This window comes from Rossellomorea sp. NPDC077527 (assembly GCF_044542955.1).
GTDB lineage: Bacteria > Bacillota > Bacilli > Bacillales > Bacillaceae_B > Rossellomorea > Rossellomorea aquimaris_E.
In genome coordinates, this window is record NZ_JBITVL010000001.1 from 393,792 (window position 1) to 410,973 (window position 17,182).

General features: G+C 43.1%; 25 protein-coding genes. 16 read left to right on the forward strand and 9 right to left on the reverse strand.

Annotated features, from left to right (window positions below; all coding sequences use genetic code 11):
• Nucleotides 1-222: 222 nt before the first annotated feature.
• Nucleotides 223-813 (reverse strand): dienelactone hydrolase family protein, encoded by a 591-nt coding sequence (locus tag ACIGG7_RS01865; RefSeq protein WP_397548544.1) that lies wholly within the window; start codon nucleotides 811-813, stop codon nucleotides 223-225.
• Nucleotides 814-979: 166 nt separating this feature from the next.
• Here ACIGG7_RS01865 and ACIGG7_RS01870 point away from each other — a divergent pair, with 166 nt between their 5' ends.
• Together ACIGG7_RS01870 and ACIGG7_RS01875 are read left to right on the forward strand one after the other, a co-directional pair.
• Complete coding sequence (locus ACIGG7_RS01870) at nucleotides 980-2,362, forward strand: vWA domain-containing protein (RefSeq protein WP_397548545.1); 1,383 nt, start codon at nucleotides 980-982, stop codon at nucleotides 2,360-2,362.
• 159 nt (nucleotides 2,363-2,521) lie between these two features.
• Nucleotides 2,522-4,378 (forward strand): dienelactone hydrolase family protein, encoded by a 1,857-nt coding sequence (locus tag ACIGG7_RS01875; protein ID WP_397548546.1) that lies wholly within the window; start codon nucleotides 2,522-2,524, stop codon nucleotides 4,376-4,378.
• A gap of 48 nt (nucleotides 4,379-4,426) precedes the next feature.
• Here the strand turns inward: ACIGG7_RS01875 and ACIGG7_RS01880 are convergent, their stop codons facing one another.
• Nucleotides 4,427-4,753, reverse strand: a complete 327-nt coding sequence (locus tag ACIGG7_RS01880; RefSeq protein ID WP_397548547.1) for a YnfA family protein — start codon at nucleotides 4,751-4,753, stop codon at nucleotides 4,427-4,429.
• Nucleotides 4,754-4,895: 142 nt separating this feature from the next.
• Between ACIGG7_RS01880 and ACIGG7_RS01885 the strand changes: the two genes are divergently transcribed.
• The gene (locus tag ACIGG7_RS01885) at nucleotides 4,896-5,264 is read left to right on the forward strand and encodes a YkvA family protein (RefSeq protein WP_397548548.1); all 369 of its coding nucleotides are present in this window, start codon (nucleotides 4,896-4,898) and stop codon (nucleotides 5,262-5,264) included.
• 86 nt (nucleotides 5,265-5,350) lie between these two features.
• On the opposite strand, the gene ACIGG7_RS01890 is transcribed toward ACIGG7_RS01885, so the two are convergent.
• On the reverse strand, nucleotides 5,351-5,677 hold the full coding sequence (locus ACIGG7_RS01890) for a DUF3221 domain-containing protein (RefSeq protein WP_397548549.1): 327 nt from the start codon (nucleotides 5,675-5,677) through the stop codon (nucleotides 5,351-5,353).
• 170 nt (nucleotides 5,678-5,847) lie between these two features.
• On the opposite strand from ACIGG7_RS01890, the gene ACIGG7_RS01895 reads away from it, so the two are divergent.
• Genes ACIGG7_RS01895 through ACIGG7_RS01905 form a run of 3 tightly spaced genes read left to right on the forward strand, consistent with a single transcriptional unit; the run spans nucleotide 5,848 to nucleotide 7,674 of the window.
• Nucleotides 5,848-6,375, forward strand: a complete 528-nt coding sequence (locus ACIGG7_RS01895) for a MarR family winged helix-turn-helix transcriptional regulator (RefSeq protein ID WP_397548550.1) — start codon at nucleotides 5,848-5,850, stop codon at nucleotides 6,373-6,375.
• 29 nt (nucleotides 6,376-6,404) lie between these two features.
• Nucleotides 6,405-6,791: a rhodanese-like domain-containing protein gene (locus ACIGG7_RS01900; protein WP_397548551.1), complete on the forward strand. Its 387-nt coding sequence runs from the start codon at nucleotides 6,405-6,407 to the stop codon at nucleotides 6,789-6,791.
• Complete coding sequence (locus tag ACIGG7_RS01905) at nucleotides 6,763-7,674, forward strand: DNA-3-methyladenine glycosylase family protein (RefSeq protein WP_397548552.1); 912 nt, start codon at nucleotides 6,763-6,765, stop codon at nucleotides 7,672-7,674. Before ACIGG7_RS01900 ends, ACIGG7_RS01905 begins: the two co-directional genes overlap by 29 nt.
• Nucleotides 7,675-7,689: 15 nt before the next feature.
• On the opposite strand, the gene ACIGG7_RS01910 is transcribed toward ACIGG7_RS01905, so the two are convergent.
• The 5 genes from ACIGG7_RS01910 to ACIGG7_RS01930 are packed head-to-tail and all read right to left on the reverse strand — an operon-like array spanning nucleotide 7,690 to nucleotide 9,768.
• Nucleotides 7,690-8,088, reverse strand: a complete 399-nt coding sequence (locus ACIGG7_RS01910) for a hypothetical protein (RefSeq protein WP_397548553.1) — start codon at nucleotides 8,086-8,088, stop codon at nucleotides 7,690-7,692.
• Between the two features lie 2 nt (nucleotides 8,089-8,090).
• Nucleotides 8,091-8,276: a hypothetical protein gene (locus tag ACIGG7_RS01915; protein WP_397548554.1), complete on the reverse strand. Its 186-nt coding sequence runs from the start codon at nucleotides 8,274-8,276 to the stop codon at nucleotides 8,091-8,093.
• Nucleotides 8,277-8,292: 16 nt separating this feature from the next.
• Nucleotides 8,293-8,487, reverse strand: a complete 195-nt coding sequence (locus tag ACIGG7_RS01920) for a hypothetical protein (RefSeq protein ID WP_397548555.1) — start codon at nucleotides 8,485-8,487, stop codon at nucleotides 8,293-8,295.
• A 22-nt stretch (nucleotides 8,488-8,509) separates the two neighbouring features.
• Complete coding sequence (locus ACIGG7_RS01925; protein ID WP_397548556.1) at nucleotides 8,510-8,965, reverse strand: hypothetical protein; 456 nt, start codon at nucleotides 8,963-8,965, stop codon at nucleotides 8,510-8,512.
• Nucleotides 8,966-8,985: 20 nt separating this feature from the next.
• Complete coding sequence (locus tag ACIGG7_RS01930) at nucleotides 8,986-9,768, reverse strand: CPBP family intramembrane glutamic endopeptidase (RefSeq protein WP_397548557.1); 783 nt, start codon at nucleotides 9,766-9,768, stop codon at nucleotides 8,986-8,988.
• Nucleotides 9,769-9,904: 136 nt separating this feature from the next.
• Here ACIGG7_RS01930 and ACIGG7_RS01935 point away from each other — a divergent pair, with 136 nt between their 5' ends.
• The 10 genes from ACIGG7_RS01935 to ACIGG7_RS01980 all read left to right on the forward strand — a co-directional run bounded on the left by ACIGG7_RS01935 (nucleotide 9,905) and on the right by ACIGG7_RS01980 (nucleotide 16,565).
• Nucleotides 9,905-10,519 carry an HAD-IA family hydrolase gene (locus ACIGG7_RS01935; protein WP_397548558.1) on the forward strand — a complete coding sequence of 205 codons (615 nt, stop codon included), beginning with the start codon at nucleotides 9,905-9,907 and terminating at the stop codon, nucleotides 10,517-10,519.
• Between the two features lie 399 nt (nucleotides 10,520-10,918).
• Nucleotides 10,919-11,560, forward strand: coding sequence for an SDR family oxidoreductase (locus tag ACIGG7_RS01940; protein ID WP_397548559.1), 642 nt, complete (start codon nucleotides 10,919-10,921; stop codon nucleotides 11,558-11,560).
• 229 nt (nucleotides 11,561-11,789) lie between these two features.
• Nucleotides 11,790-12,374, forward strand: coding sequence for a hypothetical protein (locus ACIGG7_RS01945; protein WP_397548560.1), 585 nt, complete (start codon nucleotides 11,790-11,792; stop codon nucleotides 12,372-12,374).
• Entirely contained in the window at nucleotides 12,371-13,111 is a 741-nt protein-coding gene (locus tag ACIGG7_RS01950; protein WP_397548561.1) for a hypothetical protein, read from the forward strand. Before ACIGG7_RS01945 ends, ACIGG7_RS01950 begins: the two co-directional genes overlap by 4 nt.
• Nucleotides 13,112-13,210: 99 nt before the next feature.
• On the forward strand, nucleotides 13,211-13,636 hold the full coding sequence (locus tag ACIGG7_RS01955) for a hypothetical protein (RefSeq protein WP_397548562.1): 426 nt from the start codon (nucleotides 13,211-13,213) through the stop codon (nucleotides 13,634-13,636).
• 26 nt (nucleotides 13,637-13,662) lie between these two features.
• The gene (locus ACIGG7_RS01960; RefSeq protein ID WP_397548563.1) at nucleotides 13,663-14,124 is read left to right on the forward strand and encodes an NUDIX hydrolase; all 462 of its coding nucleotides are present in this window, start codon (nucleotides 13,663-13,665) and stop codon (nucleotides 14,122-14,124) included.
• A gap of 9 nt (nucleotides 14,125-14,133) precedes the next feature.
• Nucleotides 14,134-14,343 carry an NUDIX domain-containing protein gene (locus tag ACIGG7_RS01965; protein WP_397548564.1) on the forward strand — a complete coding sequence of 70 codons (210 nt, stop codon included), beginning with the start codon at nucleotides 14,134-14,136 and terminating at the stop codon, nucleotides 14,341-14,343.
• Between the two features lie 9 nt (nucleotides 14,344-14,352).
• On the forward strand, nucleotides 14,353-14,580 hold the full coding sequence (locus ACIGG7_RS01970; protein WP_397548565.1) for an NUDIX hydrolase: 228 nt from the start codon (nucleotides 14,353-14,355) through the stop codon (nucleotides 14,578-14,580).
• Between the two features lie 118 nt (nucleotides 14,581-14,698).
• Nucleotides 14,699-15,865 (forward strand): hypothetical protein, encoded by a 1,167-nt coding sequence (locus ACIGG7_RS01975; protein WP_397548566.1) that lies wholly within the window; start codon nucleotides 14,699-14,701, stop codon nucleotides 15,863-15,865.
• Between the two features lie 217 nt (nucleotides 15,866-16,082).
• A complete protein-coding gene (locus ACIGG7_RS01980) occupies nucleotides 16,083-16,565 on the forward strand; it encodes an S-Ena type endospore appendage (protein WP_397548567.1) in 483 nt (160 codons plus the stop codon).
• 273 nt (nucleotides 16,566-16,838) lie between these two features.
• Here ACIGG7_RS01980 and ACIGG7_RS01985 read toward each other — a convergent pair whose 3' ends face one another.
• The gene (locus tag ACIGG7_RS01985) at nucleotides 16,839-17,066 is read right to left on the reverse strand and encodes a hypothetical protein (protein ID WP_397548568.1); all 228 of its coding nucleotides are present in this window, start codon (nucleotides 17,064-17,066) and stop codon (nucleotides 16,839-16,841) included.
• Between the last annotated feature and the right edge of the window lie 116 nt (nucleotides 17,067-17,182).

Consider the following 17,182-nt stretch of genomic DNA (forward strand, 5'->3'; position numbering starts at 1 on the left):
ATCCAGTTTTAATTAAGGTTGAGGGTGAATGGGGTGAGGGGAGAAGGGAGTAAGGATAAACTCAAATTCTGTAAGGGTCATGGCGACCTTCCATTCCACGTGGCCAAAACAAACAGTAGATCTTTAAAGAAAGAAGAGTTAGTAAACAACAACACGCCTGTAGTGGGCGCGTTGTTGCTGTTGATTCAGGGGCATGGAAACAAGCAAGATTCATAAATCTATTCAACCATCCAAAAAATCTATGATTCTATCCCTTGTTTTTTGAGCTGATTCTTTATGGTGGTTTGGCGAATAAGGGTCACTGAATCCATGTTTACCGCTATATTTCTGAATGTCGATGTGCTTTTGTTCTAATGCCGCAATGACTTCGTCCACCTGAAAGGAGGGTTCTTCTTCTGGGAAGAACAACATGGTCGAACACAGAGGTGTGACCTCCAAATAGTTTCGGATACGTGAACCATAGTAACCTATAACTCCATCAACCCTTTCATCTTCACTGCATAACCAGGCAATCGTTGCGCCAACACTGAATCCTATGATGACGATTCGTTTGTATTTCGGTCGATAGGTTGAGAGAATGGCCATTATTTTTTCTGACGAGCGTTCGAATCCAATGTTGTCTCTGAAATGCTGGTAAGCCATCTCTTCTTGTGAATAATCAAAAGGACCTCTATTCTCTAGTAGATCTGGACAGATGACGTCAGCACCCTGATTTGAAATGAATGTGCAGAAGTCTTGTATATGTTGGTTGATTCCGTATATTTCGTGAATCACAATTACTAGAGTATTAGAATGTTGTTGAAGTTGAATCATGTTATTCCCCCTATCTTTTTCTATTTTACTAGTATTCCAAATTGAACTCATCAAAAATTAATGGATATGTTTTCCTATTGAACCACAAGGGTACTTTGGAAAATAATGATAGATGGGCAATTTAACGAACATACATAAACCATCTGAAAATTGAAAGGAGAACTTCATGAAAAAAGTTATTTACACGTTGATTGTTATGTTGCTGCTGGTTGGACTAGCTGCCTGCAGTTCGAATGAATCTGCAACATCTCAATCTAAAGGGAAAGAATCTAAAAAAGAAGAAAAGGTAAATATGGAGGAAGAGGCTCCGAAGGAAAGTAAAGAAGTCAACCAAGACTATCCACCGGTCCCTACGAAATTCTCAGAATCAGCCGAATATCCAACGATTGGGGAGTTTTCTGGTAAGGAGTACAAGAAAGGTTTTCCCGGGGAAGATGACATTAAAAAGAAGCTTGATAGTTTGCCGAAGTTAACGGAGAAATCTCCTAAAGAGGACATCGAGAATATGCAACGGTATGTGTATTCCCTTTTTAAAGAGGATTTGACGAAGGTGGATGTCCCGATCGACCAGTGGAAGTCCATGCAGTTTGAAGATCCTACCGGTGAACCGGGTGAGATTCAATTAAAGGAGAACTACAATGTCGCCATCCTGTTGGATTCTAGTGGAAGCATGGGGAAGATGGAAAACGGTAAGACACGAATGGATCTGGCGAAGGATGCAATTCAACAGTTTGTTCAGGATCTTCCTGAGGATGCCAATGTTTCATTGAGGGTCTATGGGCACGTCGGTACTGGGAATGATAAGGATAAAAATGCATCCTGTTCTAAAATTGAAGAGGTTTATCCATTCGGGAAATATGACGAAGGGAAATTCACAAATGCACTGAGTCAGTTCAAACCCGCTGGATGGACACCAATGGCTAAGGCAATCGATGAGGTCAAAGCAGATTTCCAACAATATGACGGGAAGCAAAATACAAATATCATTTACGTAGTCAGTGACGGAGTCGAGACCTGTGACGGGGACCCTGTGAAAGCAGCCAAATCTCTGGCAGATTCCAATATCAGCCCGGTTCTGAATATCATTGGGTATCAGGTAGACAATGAGGGACTGGCACAGTTGAAGGAAATGGCCGATGCTACTGGTGGAAATTACATCAATGCAAGAAGCCATGACGACTTGGTGACAGAGTTCAAGCAGACGGCAGATATGGCGAAGGTTTGGTCACAGTGGCATGAGGATTCGGTGAAGGCGTTGAATGATTTGTACGATACTGTCAAAATGCAGCTGGATAATTGGTATAACGAACAGGAAGAGAATAGTAATCGAGAAATCAATAACCTTGAGCAGGTAACAAACTACCTCAATACGCAGGGAATCATTGATGATTCTGTATTCCTTGACATGATGGATATTTACAGAAACTATTTTCTTACCATAGCAGATGAGGCAAGAGATCAATTTCTGGAGTTGTATGATACAAACAGAGACAGCTTTCTAAACAAGCACGACGAAGTCACAGACCGCTTCCTGGAATCGGATGACTGAGTAAGAAAGAAGGTCCGTCCCTCATTTTCGAGGGACGGACCTTCTTTACATGTAGTCATCCCATACACCCTGGTCTTTTTTTCTGACAACCCCAATATCCTTGTACTGTAGGGTTATCTAATCACAAACCTATAAGAACGAGCTACAGGGGGGAAACAGATGAGCAGGAAAAAGTCGTTTCGTTGGGTTGTCATTGCTTTGGTCTTGTGTTTAATTAGCGCGATAGGCGCTTCATTTGTACAAACGTCAGGTGGGAAGGTGACCGTAAAGGATCTGCGGTGGGAAACGCCTTCGGGCCATATGATGAGTGCATTGCTATATGTTCCGGATGGGGTGTCGAAGGACAATCCGGTACCGGGGATTGTGACAAGTCACGGCTGGTACAATACACGGGAAATGCAGGATCTGAATTATGTTGAGCTTGCTAGGCGGGGATATGTGGTCATATCCATCGATATGTACGGACACGGGAATTCGGATGCTGTGAAACCGGAGGAATGGATCAACAGGGGCACGGGCATGTATGATGCTGTGGAGCTTCTGGCGGATCTTCCATATGTGGATAGGAGTAAGATTGGTGTGACGGGTCACTCCAATGGGGCACGGGCTGCGAACTGGTCCATCAATGAAGATAATAAGAAAGATGAGCCGTTGATTTCGTCAATATTATTAGTTGCGAATGATGCCATGTATACGAGTGATCCTGCAGAACCATTGTACTGGTCGATGCAGCCGAAAGATAAGGAATATGTAAACGTGTATGGATCGAGGGACGTCGGCATCGTAGCCGCTCAGTATGATGAATTTTTCTTCAGAAGTTTGAAGGAAGACGGTACTGCCACCGTTCCAAGGGATTTTATCGATACAGAACCAGCCCAATCATTCCTGAATTTCGGGATTGATCCATCCGGCGGGGAGAAGCGGAAGAGCTACGAGATTTATAAGAAGGACGTAGACGGTCAGGAAGCAGCAAGGGTCATTTATAATCCTGCTCAAATCCATCCGTGGAACCATATTTCCAAGAATGTCGTGACGAGTACCCTGGCGTTTTTCGAAGATTCTCTCGGGGCGCCTCATCCAATCGCAGCAGACAACCAGGTCTGGCAATACAAAGTGTTCTTTAATGCCGTAGGCTTGGTCGGGTTTGTCATGTTCATCGTAAGCATCACAAAGTGGCTTCTTTTCACTGAAGCATTTGCCTCACTGCGAGCTGTAAGGGAAGCGGAGCCAATGACATTCGCTGATGGACGAGGAAAGCTTTGGTTCTGGGGTGGTCTCTTCGTGAGTGCCCTCGTGTCTTATTTCAGTTATTTAAAGTTATCTACCTGGTCAGTGGAACATATTACACCGTTCTTTCCACAGTTCCCACCATTTTATATCGGGATGTGGTGTTTGGTCACAGGTCTCTTTACGCTCATAGTTGTGGGAGCGTGCTACTTCTTCTATTCCAAGAAGAACGGAATGGATCTAAGGGCGTCTGGGGTAGTCATCAGCTTCCGAACACTGGTAAAAACGATCGGGCTTGCTCTTTGTGTTACGGCATTATCGTACAGCATCGTGTTCATAGCGGATTATTTCTTCAAGACAGACTTCCGGTTATGGGTGCTGACCGTGAAAGCCTTCACTCCGGATAAGCTGTTGATTGCTTTGAAATATCTGCCTTTCTTCCTGGTATTCTATGTAGCGAATTCTATTGCCATCAATAGCTTTAACTTTATTAAACTCGGGCAGAAAAAATGGATGAACACGGCCGTATTAACCCTGTTCAATTCACTTGCCATCATCATCCTGGTGGCTATACAGTATATTGCCTTCTTTGTGACCGGGGAAGTGTATTACAATGATCTGTCCCACATCATCGGAATCTGGTTGTTCCCAATCATCGTGATCCTGATGGTGGCGGCCGTTGTCTCCCGTAAGATTTACAAGGTGACAGGGAATCCTTATCTAGCAGGATTCATCAATGCTTTCATCATTACGATTATGACAGTGACGAATACGTTGACGCAACTTTAGAAGATAAAAGCCTCCCGTACCTTCAACAGGAAGGTGCGGGGGCTATTTTTACTGCCTTGGTCCAAGCAGAATCACACCAACCCCGATCAGACATATTCCCGCACCGACCCAGTCATACACATCAGGTGTCTTCCTATCAATAACCCATCCCCATAGAACAGACAGGACAATGAAGACCCCTCCATAAGCGGCGTAGACACGGCCGAAAGAAGGGAAGGATTGAAAGGTGGCGATGACTCCGTATAGTGCCAGGGCTATTCCGCCTGCCAGCCCCCAATATGAGGGTTTGCCTTCTCTGAGCCATAGCCAGATGAGATAGCCTCCGCCGATTTCGGCAATACCGGCAAGGATGAATAAGATAATGGCATTTAGCATGTTCCTCACTCCCAGTAGTTATTTGGATAGTTGCATTATAACGTAAATTTAGATGTGCAAACATTTGTCTATTTCCTCCAAACCTTCTACAATGAGAGGAATAAGAGATGGAACCTCGTCTCAATACGGAGGTGGAAGTAGAATGGCTAACACCGAAAAGCATTATTCAGAGGAAAAGTTTTGGGATAAGCTGAAAAGGTATGGTGTGAAGGCGGGACATTCCGTTGTGTATACCGCACTGCTTCTTTATTATGTCCTGCAGAAGCCGGATGTTCCGAAGAAGTCGAAGATGGTCATCATCGGGGCACTAGGGTATTTTATCCTTCCAACGGATTTCATTCCCGACATGGCTGTGGGGATTGGTTTCACAGACGATCTTGGTGCGCTGGGTGTCGCGTTATTGCAGGTGTCGATGTATATCGATGACGAAGTGAAAGCGAAAGCTAAGGCGAAGCTCGCCGATTGGTTCGGGGAAGATGTTGATACGTCTGAGGTTGATGGGAAGATATGATGAAAAGAAAGAAGAGTATCATTGACGTATTTGTTGATGATGCTTTTTTGTCATTCCCATTTATTGATCATTAATACTGCCATATTTTAGTCCGAGACGATATTAATTTCTACTTTCAAAGCTCTAGTCTGAGGTGGATTGGATTCACGGATGAAATCATACCACACGGATAGACTCTGTCCTTCCTTTACAAGTTTGATCATACCTTCATCCGGAACAGAAACAGATATTATATCAGAGTATTTTTCCTTTGATTCCCCGGTTAGTGCTAGAGTCAATCCATTGCTATGTTTTTCAAGGACGTTCCCGTGAAGTATTTTGTCATCAGATAAGTGGTTATTCACTAGTTCCTGATCTTGACAACCTAGAAGCAGGATGGTTATTAGTAGAATGAAAATGCGAATTATTTTCATTGGGTTCACCTCGATGAATCAGTCGGGAGGAAGAAGGGAAACGTTACAGTTCATTATTTTAATGGGGTAGTGCACAATTAATTTGTAGTAAAATACATTATTTCCATAAAAAGGTTTACAATTATAGTTAGGTGCCTTACAATAAGGTGACAAACTAATAGGAGGTGATCATGTTGTTTACTGATTTTAATCTTAAAAATCTCCCCTCGTCTCAAACGTTACTGAACTATTCAAATAAATTCCCTAAAGTGGACGTAGAGGGAGTGCTGTTAACTTTGGAGTTCTTAAGCATTGCTAAGGAAGTGAACAGTGCCTATGGAAAACATTTTTCACAAAAGGGTCTTTCAGAAGGGAAATTTACAATTCTGATGCTCCTTTATCGAGATGTGGAAAATCCGGTATCACCATCGGAGCTGGCTATTAGCGCCAACGTTACTAAAGCAACCATTACGGGTTTAATAGATGGCCTTTCAAAAGACGGATTTGTCAGACGCTCGGTCCATTCGAAAGATCGACGAAAGCAAACGGTCCTTCTAACCAATAAAGGAATTGATGTATTAGAAGAAATATTACCGGACCACTATAAAAAAACTGCAAAGCTTGTCAGCAGGTTGTCTGAAGCTGAACGAACAGTTTTTGTTCAGCTGTTAAGGAAGATGAGAGATGGAATTTCAGATTTTACATCCACTGAAGAGTGAATTTATATCATAACGAAGGAGTAGGATTAATGAATAGATTAGAATATTTTAATGCCCGAATTGAAGCTACCTTGAGTCCTATGGATTATGTGCAATTAAAGAAAAGTCAACCTGAAAATGTGGTTCTCATTGATGTTAGGAATGGACCGGTAGAGGCTAGGAAAGTTAAGGTTCAAGGTGCGCTCGTGATTCCCCAGTCAGAGCTCGACAATCGCATTGATGAGATTCCAAAGAATAAAAAAGTGGTGGTATATTGTTGGGATGTATGGTGCAATACGGCTGCAAAAGTAGCTTCAACCCTTTTAACAAAGGGATATGAAGAAGTACAGGAATTAACAGGAGGAATGGCTGCGTGGGAAAAGATGAATTTCCCACAGGAGAGGCTTAATGTTGAGGATTCAAGCTGTGGCTGTTAAGAAGGAAGGAACATTGTTTCCAGAACCCCCTTATGATTTTGATAAAACTCTTGCATTCATAAGCAAATTTCCTCCATCAAAAGAAGAAAGTGTAAACCATTCTTATACAAAGGCAATCTTGGTTCATGATCAGGTTATTCTGTTTCATTTATTGTCCACGGGGAATATAGAAAGCCCTACATTACAATTCAGGTTGTATTCAGACACGTTCGTCACGAAAAGAGTAGAAGAAAAGGCAATCAACAGGATATCTATGTTTCTTAGCTTATATGATGATATGAAACCATTTTATCGCCTATCTGAATCCGACCCGCACTTTTATCCCATAGTGAAGAAGCTCTATGGATACCACCATGTCAAATTTTTAACACCATTTGAAAATGCCTGTTGGGCAATTCTTTCTCAACGAACCCCAGTCCCTTTAGCCCGCAATATAAAGCATCAATTAGCCAATGCTTTTGGAAAATCAATTCAAAGGAATGATTGCACCTACACTGCGTTTCCAGAACCTAATCACCTATTGAATTCTGCAGAGAACGAGGTATTAAAGATTGTTCTTTCAAAACGTAAAACACAGTATATTTTATCTGCAGCCAGGGAGTTTGCAAAGGTGTCGGATGAATTTTTGAAAAATGAGGATTACGAAACGGTACATAATTGGCTGAAAAAAATAAATGGAATTGGTGATTGGTCAGCTTCATTTATCATGTTGAGAGGAATCGGGAGAATGGAGAAATTGCCTATGAGTGAAAAAATGTTAGAGAATAAAATTCTTTCCCTTTATGGAAAGGCAGCTGACGTCTCTGAGATATCTGGTTTATACGGAAATCAGGTGGGGTACTGGGCGCATTATATAAGGGCTGAAGGTCTATTCAATACATAGATTCTAATGAAGGATTTACCACCCAAAAAAGAAATAAGCCAGCACAAAGTACACAACAAACATCGTTTCACAAAGTAACACGACCAGATCCCACTTATTCTTCCTGAAAGACTCTTCATCTTGAATGCCGATGACCAACCTGAAGACCAACAAGAGAAATCCAATGACTTTGGCGAAAATATTTTGTAGGATAAACGCGGGAATGATATAGATAAGCCCTTTGAAAATAAAAGTACCAATCAGGATTCCCAGTGTTAATCTAAACTGACTGATAGGGAAGAAGGCACCGGAATCCTGAAGCTCGATATACTTATCCTTATTCGAGCGATATCTGAAGATCAGCTCTACATTATTGATTAATAAAATAGCACACCATACTAAGATCAGCGTTTCTTCAACGGTCATCCCGAACAAAATCATTCCCCCTTGAACGTATCATCGATTAATTCTTCATCTCCATCAGGTTCCTTGATTCCTTGCTTTTCATCGAAATAATGCCCGATCACGGAATTATTGATCCCGTCCCGCACCGCTCTTTCTATGATCATATAGAAGAGTGATAGACCAAGGATTATACCTAAAATAATCAATGGAATTCCCATGTTTTCACCTCCAAACTTACTGTATGACAATGTTCCCAACATATTGTGCACTGCCTCTATTTGTTTGAAGATCGACCTCCAGTACGTAGGAACCCGTTCCTTTAGGGAATGAGAAGGATTGGTCCTCATCCATGACCAGCTGAAGCCTTTCATTACCGAGCCATATGAACGCGCCGTTGGAAAAGAGAGCTGCCTGATCTTTTGAACTCATTTTTTCCTCCAGTACATATTTGTTATTCTGTTCTCAATACGTGTAATCCTGGGACATTTAGGATTATGTTTCTGTAATATTTAGAACGAATGACAAATCCGGCTAGTTCCTCATGAGTAGTCGAGGAAAACCAAGGAAAGTCATTCTTGATGAAAGTCAAGTCTTCGGGCAACGTAGGAGCGACCCAGTCGTATAATCCGTGGGCACATTGTTGCAGTAGCAAACAGGTCTGTTCAATAGCTTCCATTTGATAAATAGTGGCTGGAGGTCCCATTGTCATGGTGTTTGCCCATTCCTTTGTTGTGTACCTATTAACAATATACGGGTTGAATTTTTTAAGAACATCCTGATCGTATGAAAGTTCTTTTCTTGTAATGAAGTAAAACGTATCAGAATTAGCGCAGAGTGTTTTAATGAGGGAACGGTAGGTTTCACCTATTGTAGGTTTACACAGATCCCAATATTCTATAGTATGCATTTGTTTTTTCTCCTTGCATTCTAATTTATCCACCCATTCAACACCATCCCCATATTCATCACCATATGAAAGGCGATCGAAGGATAGACGCTTTCCGTCTTCAACACTACGAAGCTGTAGAAGACTCCCCCAAATGAGAATAGTAGACTGAGGAAGAGGGGGATCCCGATGGATAGATGCAGTAGTCCGAACCCGATGCTGGTCACCGCGACGGCATAAACGACTGAGGTATTCCGGATCAGTGACGACAGTATGACTCCTCTCCAAATGAGCTCTTCAAGTGTGGCGTTGAGGATGGTGAATCCTACAGCGAATAAGAATAAGGACCTCATCTCGCTGATTTCCCCGGACCAGAGGAGGGGGATGAAAATGGTGCATGATCCCGCCAGCCCGATCAGTAAGAAAAAGGGCAGAGAGATGGTATGAGAAGGCATGGATACACGCTTTTTCCAATGCGGGAATACGGTATACAACCAGACTTTTTCATGTGATATCCATTGTGAGAGTGCTGCGGTGAGTAGGATAATGAGAAGAAAAGCTCTGTTCAACAGGATTTTCGTTTCTTTTGAAACGTCCCAGCCGTTCACCCACCCGTTTGCAAACTGGAACAGTAGGAAACCTAGAAGGAAAAAGAAAAACAAAGGAACGACGGAACGATTCTTTTGAGTGAAAAGATAAAGGATGAGGAGACCCAGTAGCGGTACCATTCCCCATTCATATGTTCTGTAAGAAAAAAGAATGATTCCTGTGAAAAATAAGATGGCGGTGCTTATAAGAAAAATCGTTTGCTGTGGGCGGATCATGGAGGTCCTCCTTGGTCGTTCTTGACAATAGTTTAGCATAATTTTCCTATTTTGTATGAATTCTCTTGCATGTTGAACGAAGATAACAGTCGTTGTGGTAAAATTAGGATAGTTTACATAAGAAGGGGGAAAGGACATGTACAAACATATCATATGGGATTTCGACGGGACGCATTTTGATACATATCCCGTCATGGCGGGAAGCTTCAAGGAAACCCTTGAAAAGGATGGAATTGATGAACCGTTAGAGGAAATCATGAAACATATGAAGGTATCAATGACATATGCTTTCAATCACTACGGAGAGAAGTACGGAATCGGGAACGATTTTATCGCAGCCTATGATTCTCGCAGAAAAGAAGTCGAATTTGATTTGTCCAAGCCCTTTGAAGGAATGATGGAGCTTTGTAAGTATATTCATGAAACGGGCAGACGGAATTATCTGTACACCCACAGGGGAGAGTCTTCTATGAAAATGTTGGAGGATTACGGGATGACTGGCTACTTCTCAGACTTCATCACCTCAGAGCATGGATTTGAGAGAAAGCCCAGTCCAGATGCTATTCAGCACTTGATCCGAACACATGGTATCAACCAGTCGGAAGCGATCATGATTGGGGACAGGGATTTGGACCTGGAATCAGGGAAGAATGCGGGGATCAGTTCCTGCTACTTTACGGATAGAATGGTAGAGAATCCTCATGCTGATTATGTGGTGACGAGTGTGGAGGAGTTGTATAGGATTATTTAAAGATTGGACTATTGAGGGACGGACCTTAATAGTCTTTTTTTTTTGTGGGTATTTTTGGTAAAAGACGGATAAAACAAAAAAATGACGCAAATATGGTGAAAACGACTCAATAAATTAAAAAACGACGCAAATACTCAGAAAATGACGCAATAAATAAAAAAACGACGCAAATCCCGTGACGCTCCTTTCTAAACATATATCCGCTACTCAAAAGTCTATGATTCTTTCTTTTTTGAAGAAATCTTCCCACTCGCACTAAGATAAGCACTCACTCCGTTTTAAATCTCTCCATTTCGGATACATTATATGAGCACACATCAAACAGATGATTTGTCATCAACCGGGCAAACATGTGATGATGAATTCATACTAAAATTATCGGAATAAGGAGATGAGAGGATGAATGTAGCAGTTGTTGGAGCAAATGGACAGATCGGGAAGCAAGTGATCGGACTCTTGAAGCGAAGCGAACATACGCCGAGAGCAATTGTGAGGAAGGAAGAGCAGGTGCAGTCTTTTGAAAAGGAAGGCGTGGAGGCTGAACTGGTTGATTTGGAGGGAACGGTTGACCAGATCGCAAATGGATTGAAAGGCGCTGATGCTGTTGTCTTCACTGCGGGATCCGGTGGCAGCACAGGTTCAGACAAGACGCTCCTCATCGATCTTGACGGAGCGGTGAAAACAATGGAGGCCGCAAAGCAGGCTGGAATCGAACGTTTTGTGATGGTAAGTGCCCTGCAGGCTCATCACCGTGAGAATTGGAACGATTCCCTGAAGCCGTATTATGTAGCGAAGCATTTTGCCGATCGTGCACTGGTGGACAGCGGGCTCACCTACACCATTATCCGTCCAGGCGGACTGCTGAATGAAGAAGGAACGGGGAAAGTATCAGCCGCTGAAAATCTGGAACGAGGTTCGATCCCCCGTGAAGATGTGGCGAGTACGATCGTGGCATCGTTAACGGAAGCGAGCACATTCAATAAGGGATTCGATCTTATTTCAGGAAGTACAGGAATAGAAGAGGCTGTTCAAAACGTATAAATAAAAGAAAGGAATGATCATCATTCGATGGTCATTCTTTTTTTGTCTGCGATATGGATATAGATGGTAAAATAGGAAGGTATATAAAAAAGGGGGAGATCCTATCGTCAACATCGATGTTTCGTTTAATATCGTAGCCTTTGTCATATCCATCATTGAATGGACTTTGATCGGCTATCTCGCCTATAGAGTATATAGAAGGCTCAGAACAAAGCCAAAGGTGTGGAAAGTGTTATTCGCCATTTTGATAGGTGTGTTTTCGTTTACCATCAACATGGAATGGTTTCATACATTAGTGAAAATCCCGATTTTACCACTCGGTGTATGGATTCTCTATGGTGTGCTGAGAAGTAAGGAAGGGCGATGGGACACGTATCGCCGGTTTGCCTGGATCGGATTCCTGGCCAATTTCATCTTCCTGGCAGGAACCTTACTTACCATCCCAGTTCATTCAATTATCTATCCTGAAAATGAACTATCCACCTACATAACAAGGGCCAAAGACGCTTCCATTAACGTCATTCATCCATCTGGAGAGGGACGGACCTTGGACCAGGAGAAACTGATGAAGCAACTTACTGAGATGAAACAGGTCGAATTCGATAGTCAGGTGTGGTACGGAGAGATGAACGGCCGTAATAACAAGTCTGAACGTTTTCCATATCAGTTGATCGGTACTAATCCTAAATGGGGAAGTGGACTGGAACCTGACATCTATCTGGAAACCGACGGGAAAGGCATTCTGATTTCCACCTGGAAGACTCAGTACTATTTCCGCATGCCTCACACAGTGCTAGAGGAGGTGGGCCGATGAAGAAGAAAAGGATCCTTTTTCTAGTTGTTGGATTGCTGGTAGTAGGATTACTGGCAGTTTACTGGTTGTATATGGAAACAGATTCGCTTCCGCAAGACGAAGATCTTCTTTCCGGTATTAATTCAACCGTGCAGAATGTTCAGGCAATCGAGATCCAGGATTTTATAAAGGTTGATAGCCGGCACGGGGTAGCTCCATTTCGCTCGGACTCAGGTGGTTACGGCATAAGCTATTGGAAGAGGAATATAACAGGATGGAAGGTTAAGCGTATCCGGACCAATGGGGAGCCTAAAGTGTGGATGGTAGATGAAGATGATCCTTCGAGCTTTCGTATTGTCTGGAATATGGCACCTGGAAATCATATTCAAACCCTTCAATTTTACTTCATGAGAGATAGGGGATTCTCGATTAGCGGTGGTCAGCAGCATTATGTCCCCAGTATTCTGATGAATTCGGAGGTCTCCATGAAAGGAACATCATATGGGATGATGAAGCTTCCGAAAGAATGGGTATATGCCATGAAATTATCAAACGGAAGTGAAGGCCAGGCCGATTCTTTTTGGGATGAGTTCGATTTAGGGATGTTTTCGACATTCGGCTGGATTCCCCTCGCGGCTAATGGCAAGGAAGCCGACTTGATGGAACATATGAACAGCTACGGTTACACAAATGGAAATTTTCATGAAGAGCATATGCAAAGGCTTAGTAAGGAACAGCTGGAACAGGGAATATATTAGACTATTAAAAAAGGATGATCCACTACCGGGTCATTCTTTTTTAGTTGAGAATATGGTTTGGATTTGAAATAATTGGTAGTAGAAGATAGGTGAACTTAAATGAACCATTTTATAAAAATAAATGTGCTCAGCATAATCTATGCCCTTATGATCCTCATCCCTGTAGAGCTCATGGTGAATGTATACAGATTAACGAGGCTGACGGGCTTTGGAATGGATACAGTCCAGAATGTAAGTGGGTTCATGACTGGAGTGGTCGTCATCCTAGGGACAGTAATCATACATTTTCTCACCAAGAAGTGGATGGTGGGACGAAAGGCTGTCTATTGGACGGCGGTACTTTGGTTTCCGTACTTTCTCCTCTCTGCTTTTATCATCGCCTTTTTATTTCCGGTGACAAACGGAGGCGATGCCCCGAATCCAGCAACAGGTTTAGTGATGATCGGAGCGCTGGTGTCGTATCCTTTTTATGTGCTGGTTATGAACTTTTTGAGCTTGGAAGAGGACAGAATACAAGTTGAATAGGGATATAATCAGTATGTGATGAAACCGTGTATGAGAAAGTAGAGAATGAAGGTGAATCAATGAAAATGGTCTTCGGAGAAATGATTCCAGGTTTGAACTATCGAAAAAGAAAAGGTGTCTATGCCATTGCCTTTCATCATGAAAAGGATCAAGTGCTGGTGGTGAGAAACGAGACGGGTCACTATTTTTTGCCGGGTGGCGGCATGGAAGGTGATGAAAGTCAGGTGGAGTGCCTGGAAAGGGAGCTGATGGAGGAAACGGGTTACCGTGGAACGATTGGCTCTTACGTAGGAAATGCGATGCGCTATTTTCTTACAAGGAAAGAAGAGCCCCTCCTGAGTGACGCCTTCTTTTATCAGGTTGAGCTGAACGAAAAGGTGCAGGAGCAAAGTGAACATGTCACAGAGTGGATTGATTTGGAGGAGGCGAGTCAGCTTCTTTTCCACGAACACCATGATTGGGCGGTAAAAAAAGCGATAGACATGTAGGGGGGCGTAATGAGCTACGTTATGGATTTAAGAAGATTAGTCGGTTCCACCCCATTGATTATGCCTGGAGCCGTTATCCTCATAATGAATAAAGAAAACGAACTGCTCCTTCAGCACAGACGGGACGGTGCATGGGGATTGCCGGGCGGTCTGATGGAGTTGGGAGAAAGCCTGGAGGAGACGGCGAGGAGAGAAGTGAAGGAAGAGACGGGACTTTAAATCGGGGAAATGGAACTTGTGGGGATGTGCTCGAGTCCTGAATACTATCTGCAACTGCCGAATGGGGATGAGATTTATTCCGTAACGGCGGTTTACGTGACATCCCATGCGATTGGATCGATGGACATGGATGAAACAGAATCGATTGATCGTCGGTATTTTAAGCTGGATGATCTGCCTGATGGGTTGAATGAGGCAAATCGGCATTACATAGAAACGTATAATAGAAGAAAATGAAGAAAAAAGTTGCCTGTAAGGGCAGCTTCTTTTTTTGCCCATTTTTTTTACCTGGTCGGTTTGTCCATACGAGTAAATTCTTCTCTTCATATACTACAGCAGAAAGGTGGTGACATGTATGAGCTATTCCCAGAATGATAGCTATGGATTATGTAAGGGATGTTTTAAGCAGAAATCGTTTTGTACATGTGAAATAACGAACCAGGAGTTTACGGAGCATACGGACCAAACGTTCTCGGAGCATAATCCTCAATGTCAATCCATTGGAGAACAGGAACAACAGCAAACCCAGGAGCAGGGAGGACTTGATCAGCAGCAGGGTCCGCAGACACAGGGGCAGATTCAGGAAGGACAACATCAGGGACCCCAATCGCAGGAACAGCAGCAAGGTCCGCAGACACAGGGGAATCAGTCACAGGGTCCTCAAACGCAGGGACCGCAAACCCAAGGTCAGAATAAAGAGCAGGACCAGCAACAAGGGCCACAAACCCAAGACCAGCGACATGGCGACCAGACCATGACCAATGATCAAAGCATTTCCACCCCGGTTGATGTCGACGGAGTCACAGTGGATACGAAGTGCGGTGACTGCAAGCCCGTCATTATATTCGATGATGATTTTTTTGAGAAAAGGAAAAGACATGGAGATAAAAGGGGGGAAGACATGGATAAAAAGGATCGTTGTTCAAAGGACTGTGATTGCTGTGTGCGAAATCTTGCAGATTTGTTGAGGGAGGTTCAAGTTTATCAGTCTACTTTGACAGATTCGAATGCCAAAGCAATCGATATCTATTTTACGACGATAAGCGGTATGGATAACCCTACTGAAGATCAAGTCATCAACCAGGTGGTGGATTGTTCCGTCCTCAGGTTCAGACCGGCAGACCAGACACCGGTTGCTCCGAATACAGCCGTGCAATTATGTGATGTGGCGGGAATCTGTGCAGAAGATATAGCCGATACACCAGACGTGTATGATTTCCTTTTAGCAAAAGCCAACGCCATCGAAGAAGTGGATGAAGACTCTTGTAACAAAAAGAGATCCTGTACATGCCCTTGCTGTGCTACTGGCATCGGAGAAGAGTTGAAATGTACGGCTAATTACGGACTGTTGCTGGATGTTTTTGTAAAGGGGCAAACCGAAGCACTTTCACTGTATGTGCTGGCAGTCAAAGACTGTCTGGTTTATTTTACAGACGCCGCCGATCCGCCAGAGATATGCGTGTTCTCCTTATGCGCCATCAGCGGATTCACAGTCGTTGATCAAATGATAGGTAACCCATAAAATTCCATTTGAAGCTAAGATCTCCTCGGAATAGGAAATTAGACGATTGTGCTGATGAATCAGCCTGTTCACATAATACCATGACACATATATTGAAAGGGAAGCTAAAAAACCCAAGACTCGAGGAGGAAAACAAGTGAAGGTGTATCAGACAGATGGTAATCAATGTGGTTGTAAGGACAAATGCTCGTGCAATAAAAAAAGGGAGGATTCTCATATGATGAAACATGAATACAGTTCATGTGATATGAAAAGAAACTGGACCCACGAAAAGGAATCCTGTCCTGATCGTGTGAAAGGGTTCAACTTGTGCAAGAAAAGAAATGAGTTAAGATGCTTTAAGCAGTGCCAACCGATTTCCCAGCCATGTAGCAGTGCTTCAGCCGATCCACTACCATACTTCAACTATTTTACCAGCCGGACAAATTTTGAATTCAGTGGCCTGGTGGTTGTCACGAATTCAGGGAATCCGACGAGTGGTTGCTCAATGAGGGTCCGTGTGACAGATAGAGCAGGTGGCGGTTCTTCTCAAGTAGTTGCAAACGTCAGTCCAGGTGCATCGGTTCCCATCTTTGTAGAAGGACTCATTTCTCTTGATATTGCTTGTATTTCAGCGGATTCAGAGCTTCCTGTACCAACTACTTGCAGCGGTGAAGTCATTTTTGACCTAGAGTATTGTGCGACTAAAGTTTGCCTTTAAGTCATAGAAGAATGCTCATCGCAATAAGATACCAATCTTGTAATGAATGATTCGCTTTATTCATCCAAGAGAATTTCTGCCTGAATCCATGGGGTGGGAATTCTCTTTTCGTGCTGGGGATGATAGGGGTGTAACCAAAATAGACGTTTGCACTAAGGCATTCGCCTGTGCCATTCAAGGCATGATACATAACATGATAGTATCTTTATCACGGGTATAGGGGAGGAGGCTATTTATATGGTTTCTAGAAAGAAATCCTGTGGGTGCAAAGGGTCAAAACGGTGCCATCACTGCCGGTGGAACGACGATCATCCGAAAGTGTTCATTAATAAAGTAGAGAATACGGGGAAATCGAAATGTGTTGTTAAACTCAGGGATTGTGAGAACAAATGTCACGATGAGGTATGTGTGAAGCAGAAGAGTGTATGTATCACTTGTGAGAGAGAAATATGTATCTGCCATCATAAAGATAAGGACTGCCACGACGTCTGTGTGAAACAAGAGTGCACATGCTCGCGTTGTGTGCAGCAGAAATGCGTGTGCGAACATGGAGGATCACATAAATGCACATGCTGTTATTGTGTAAAGAAAAGGAGCAAATGCTCAAAGTGTGAACA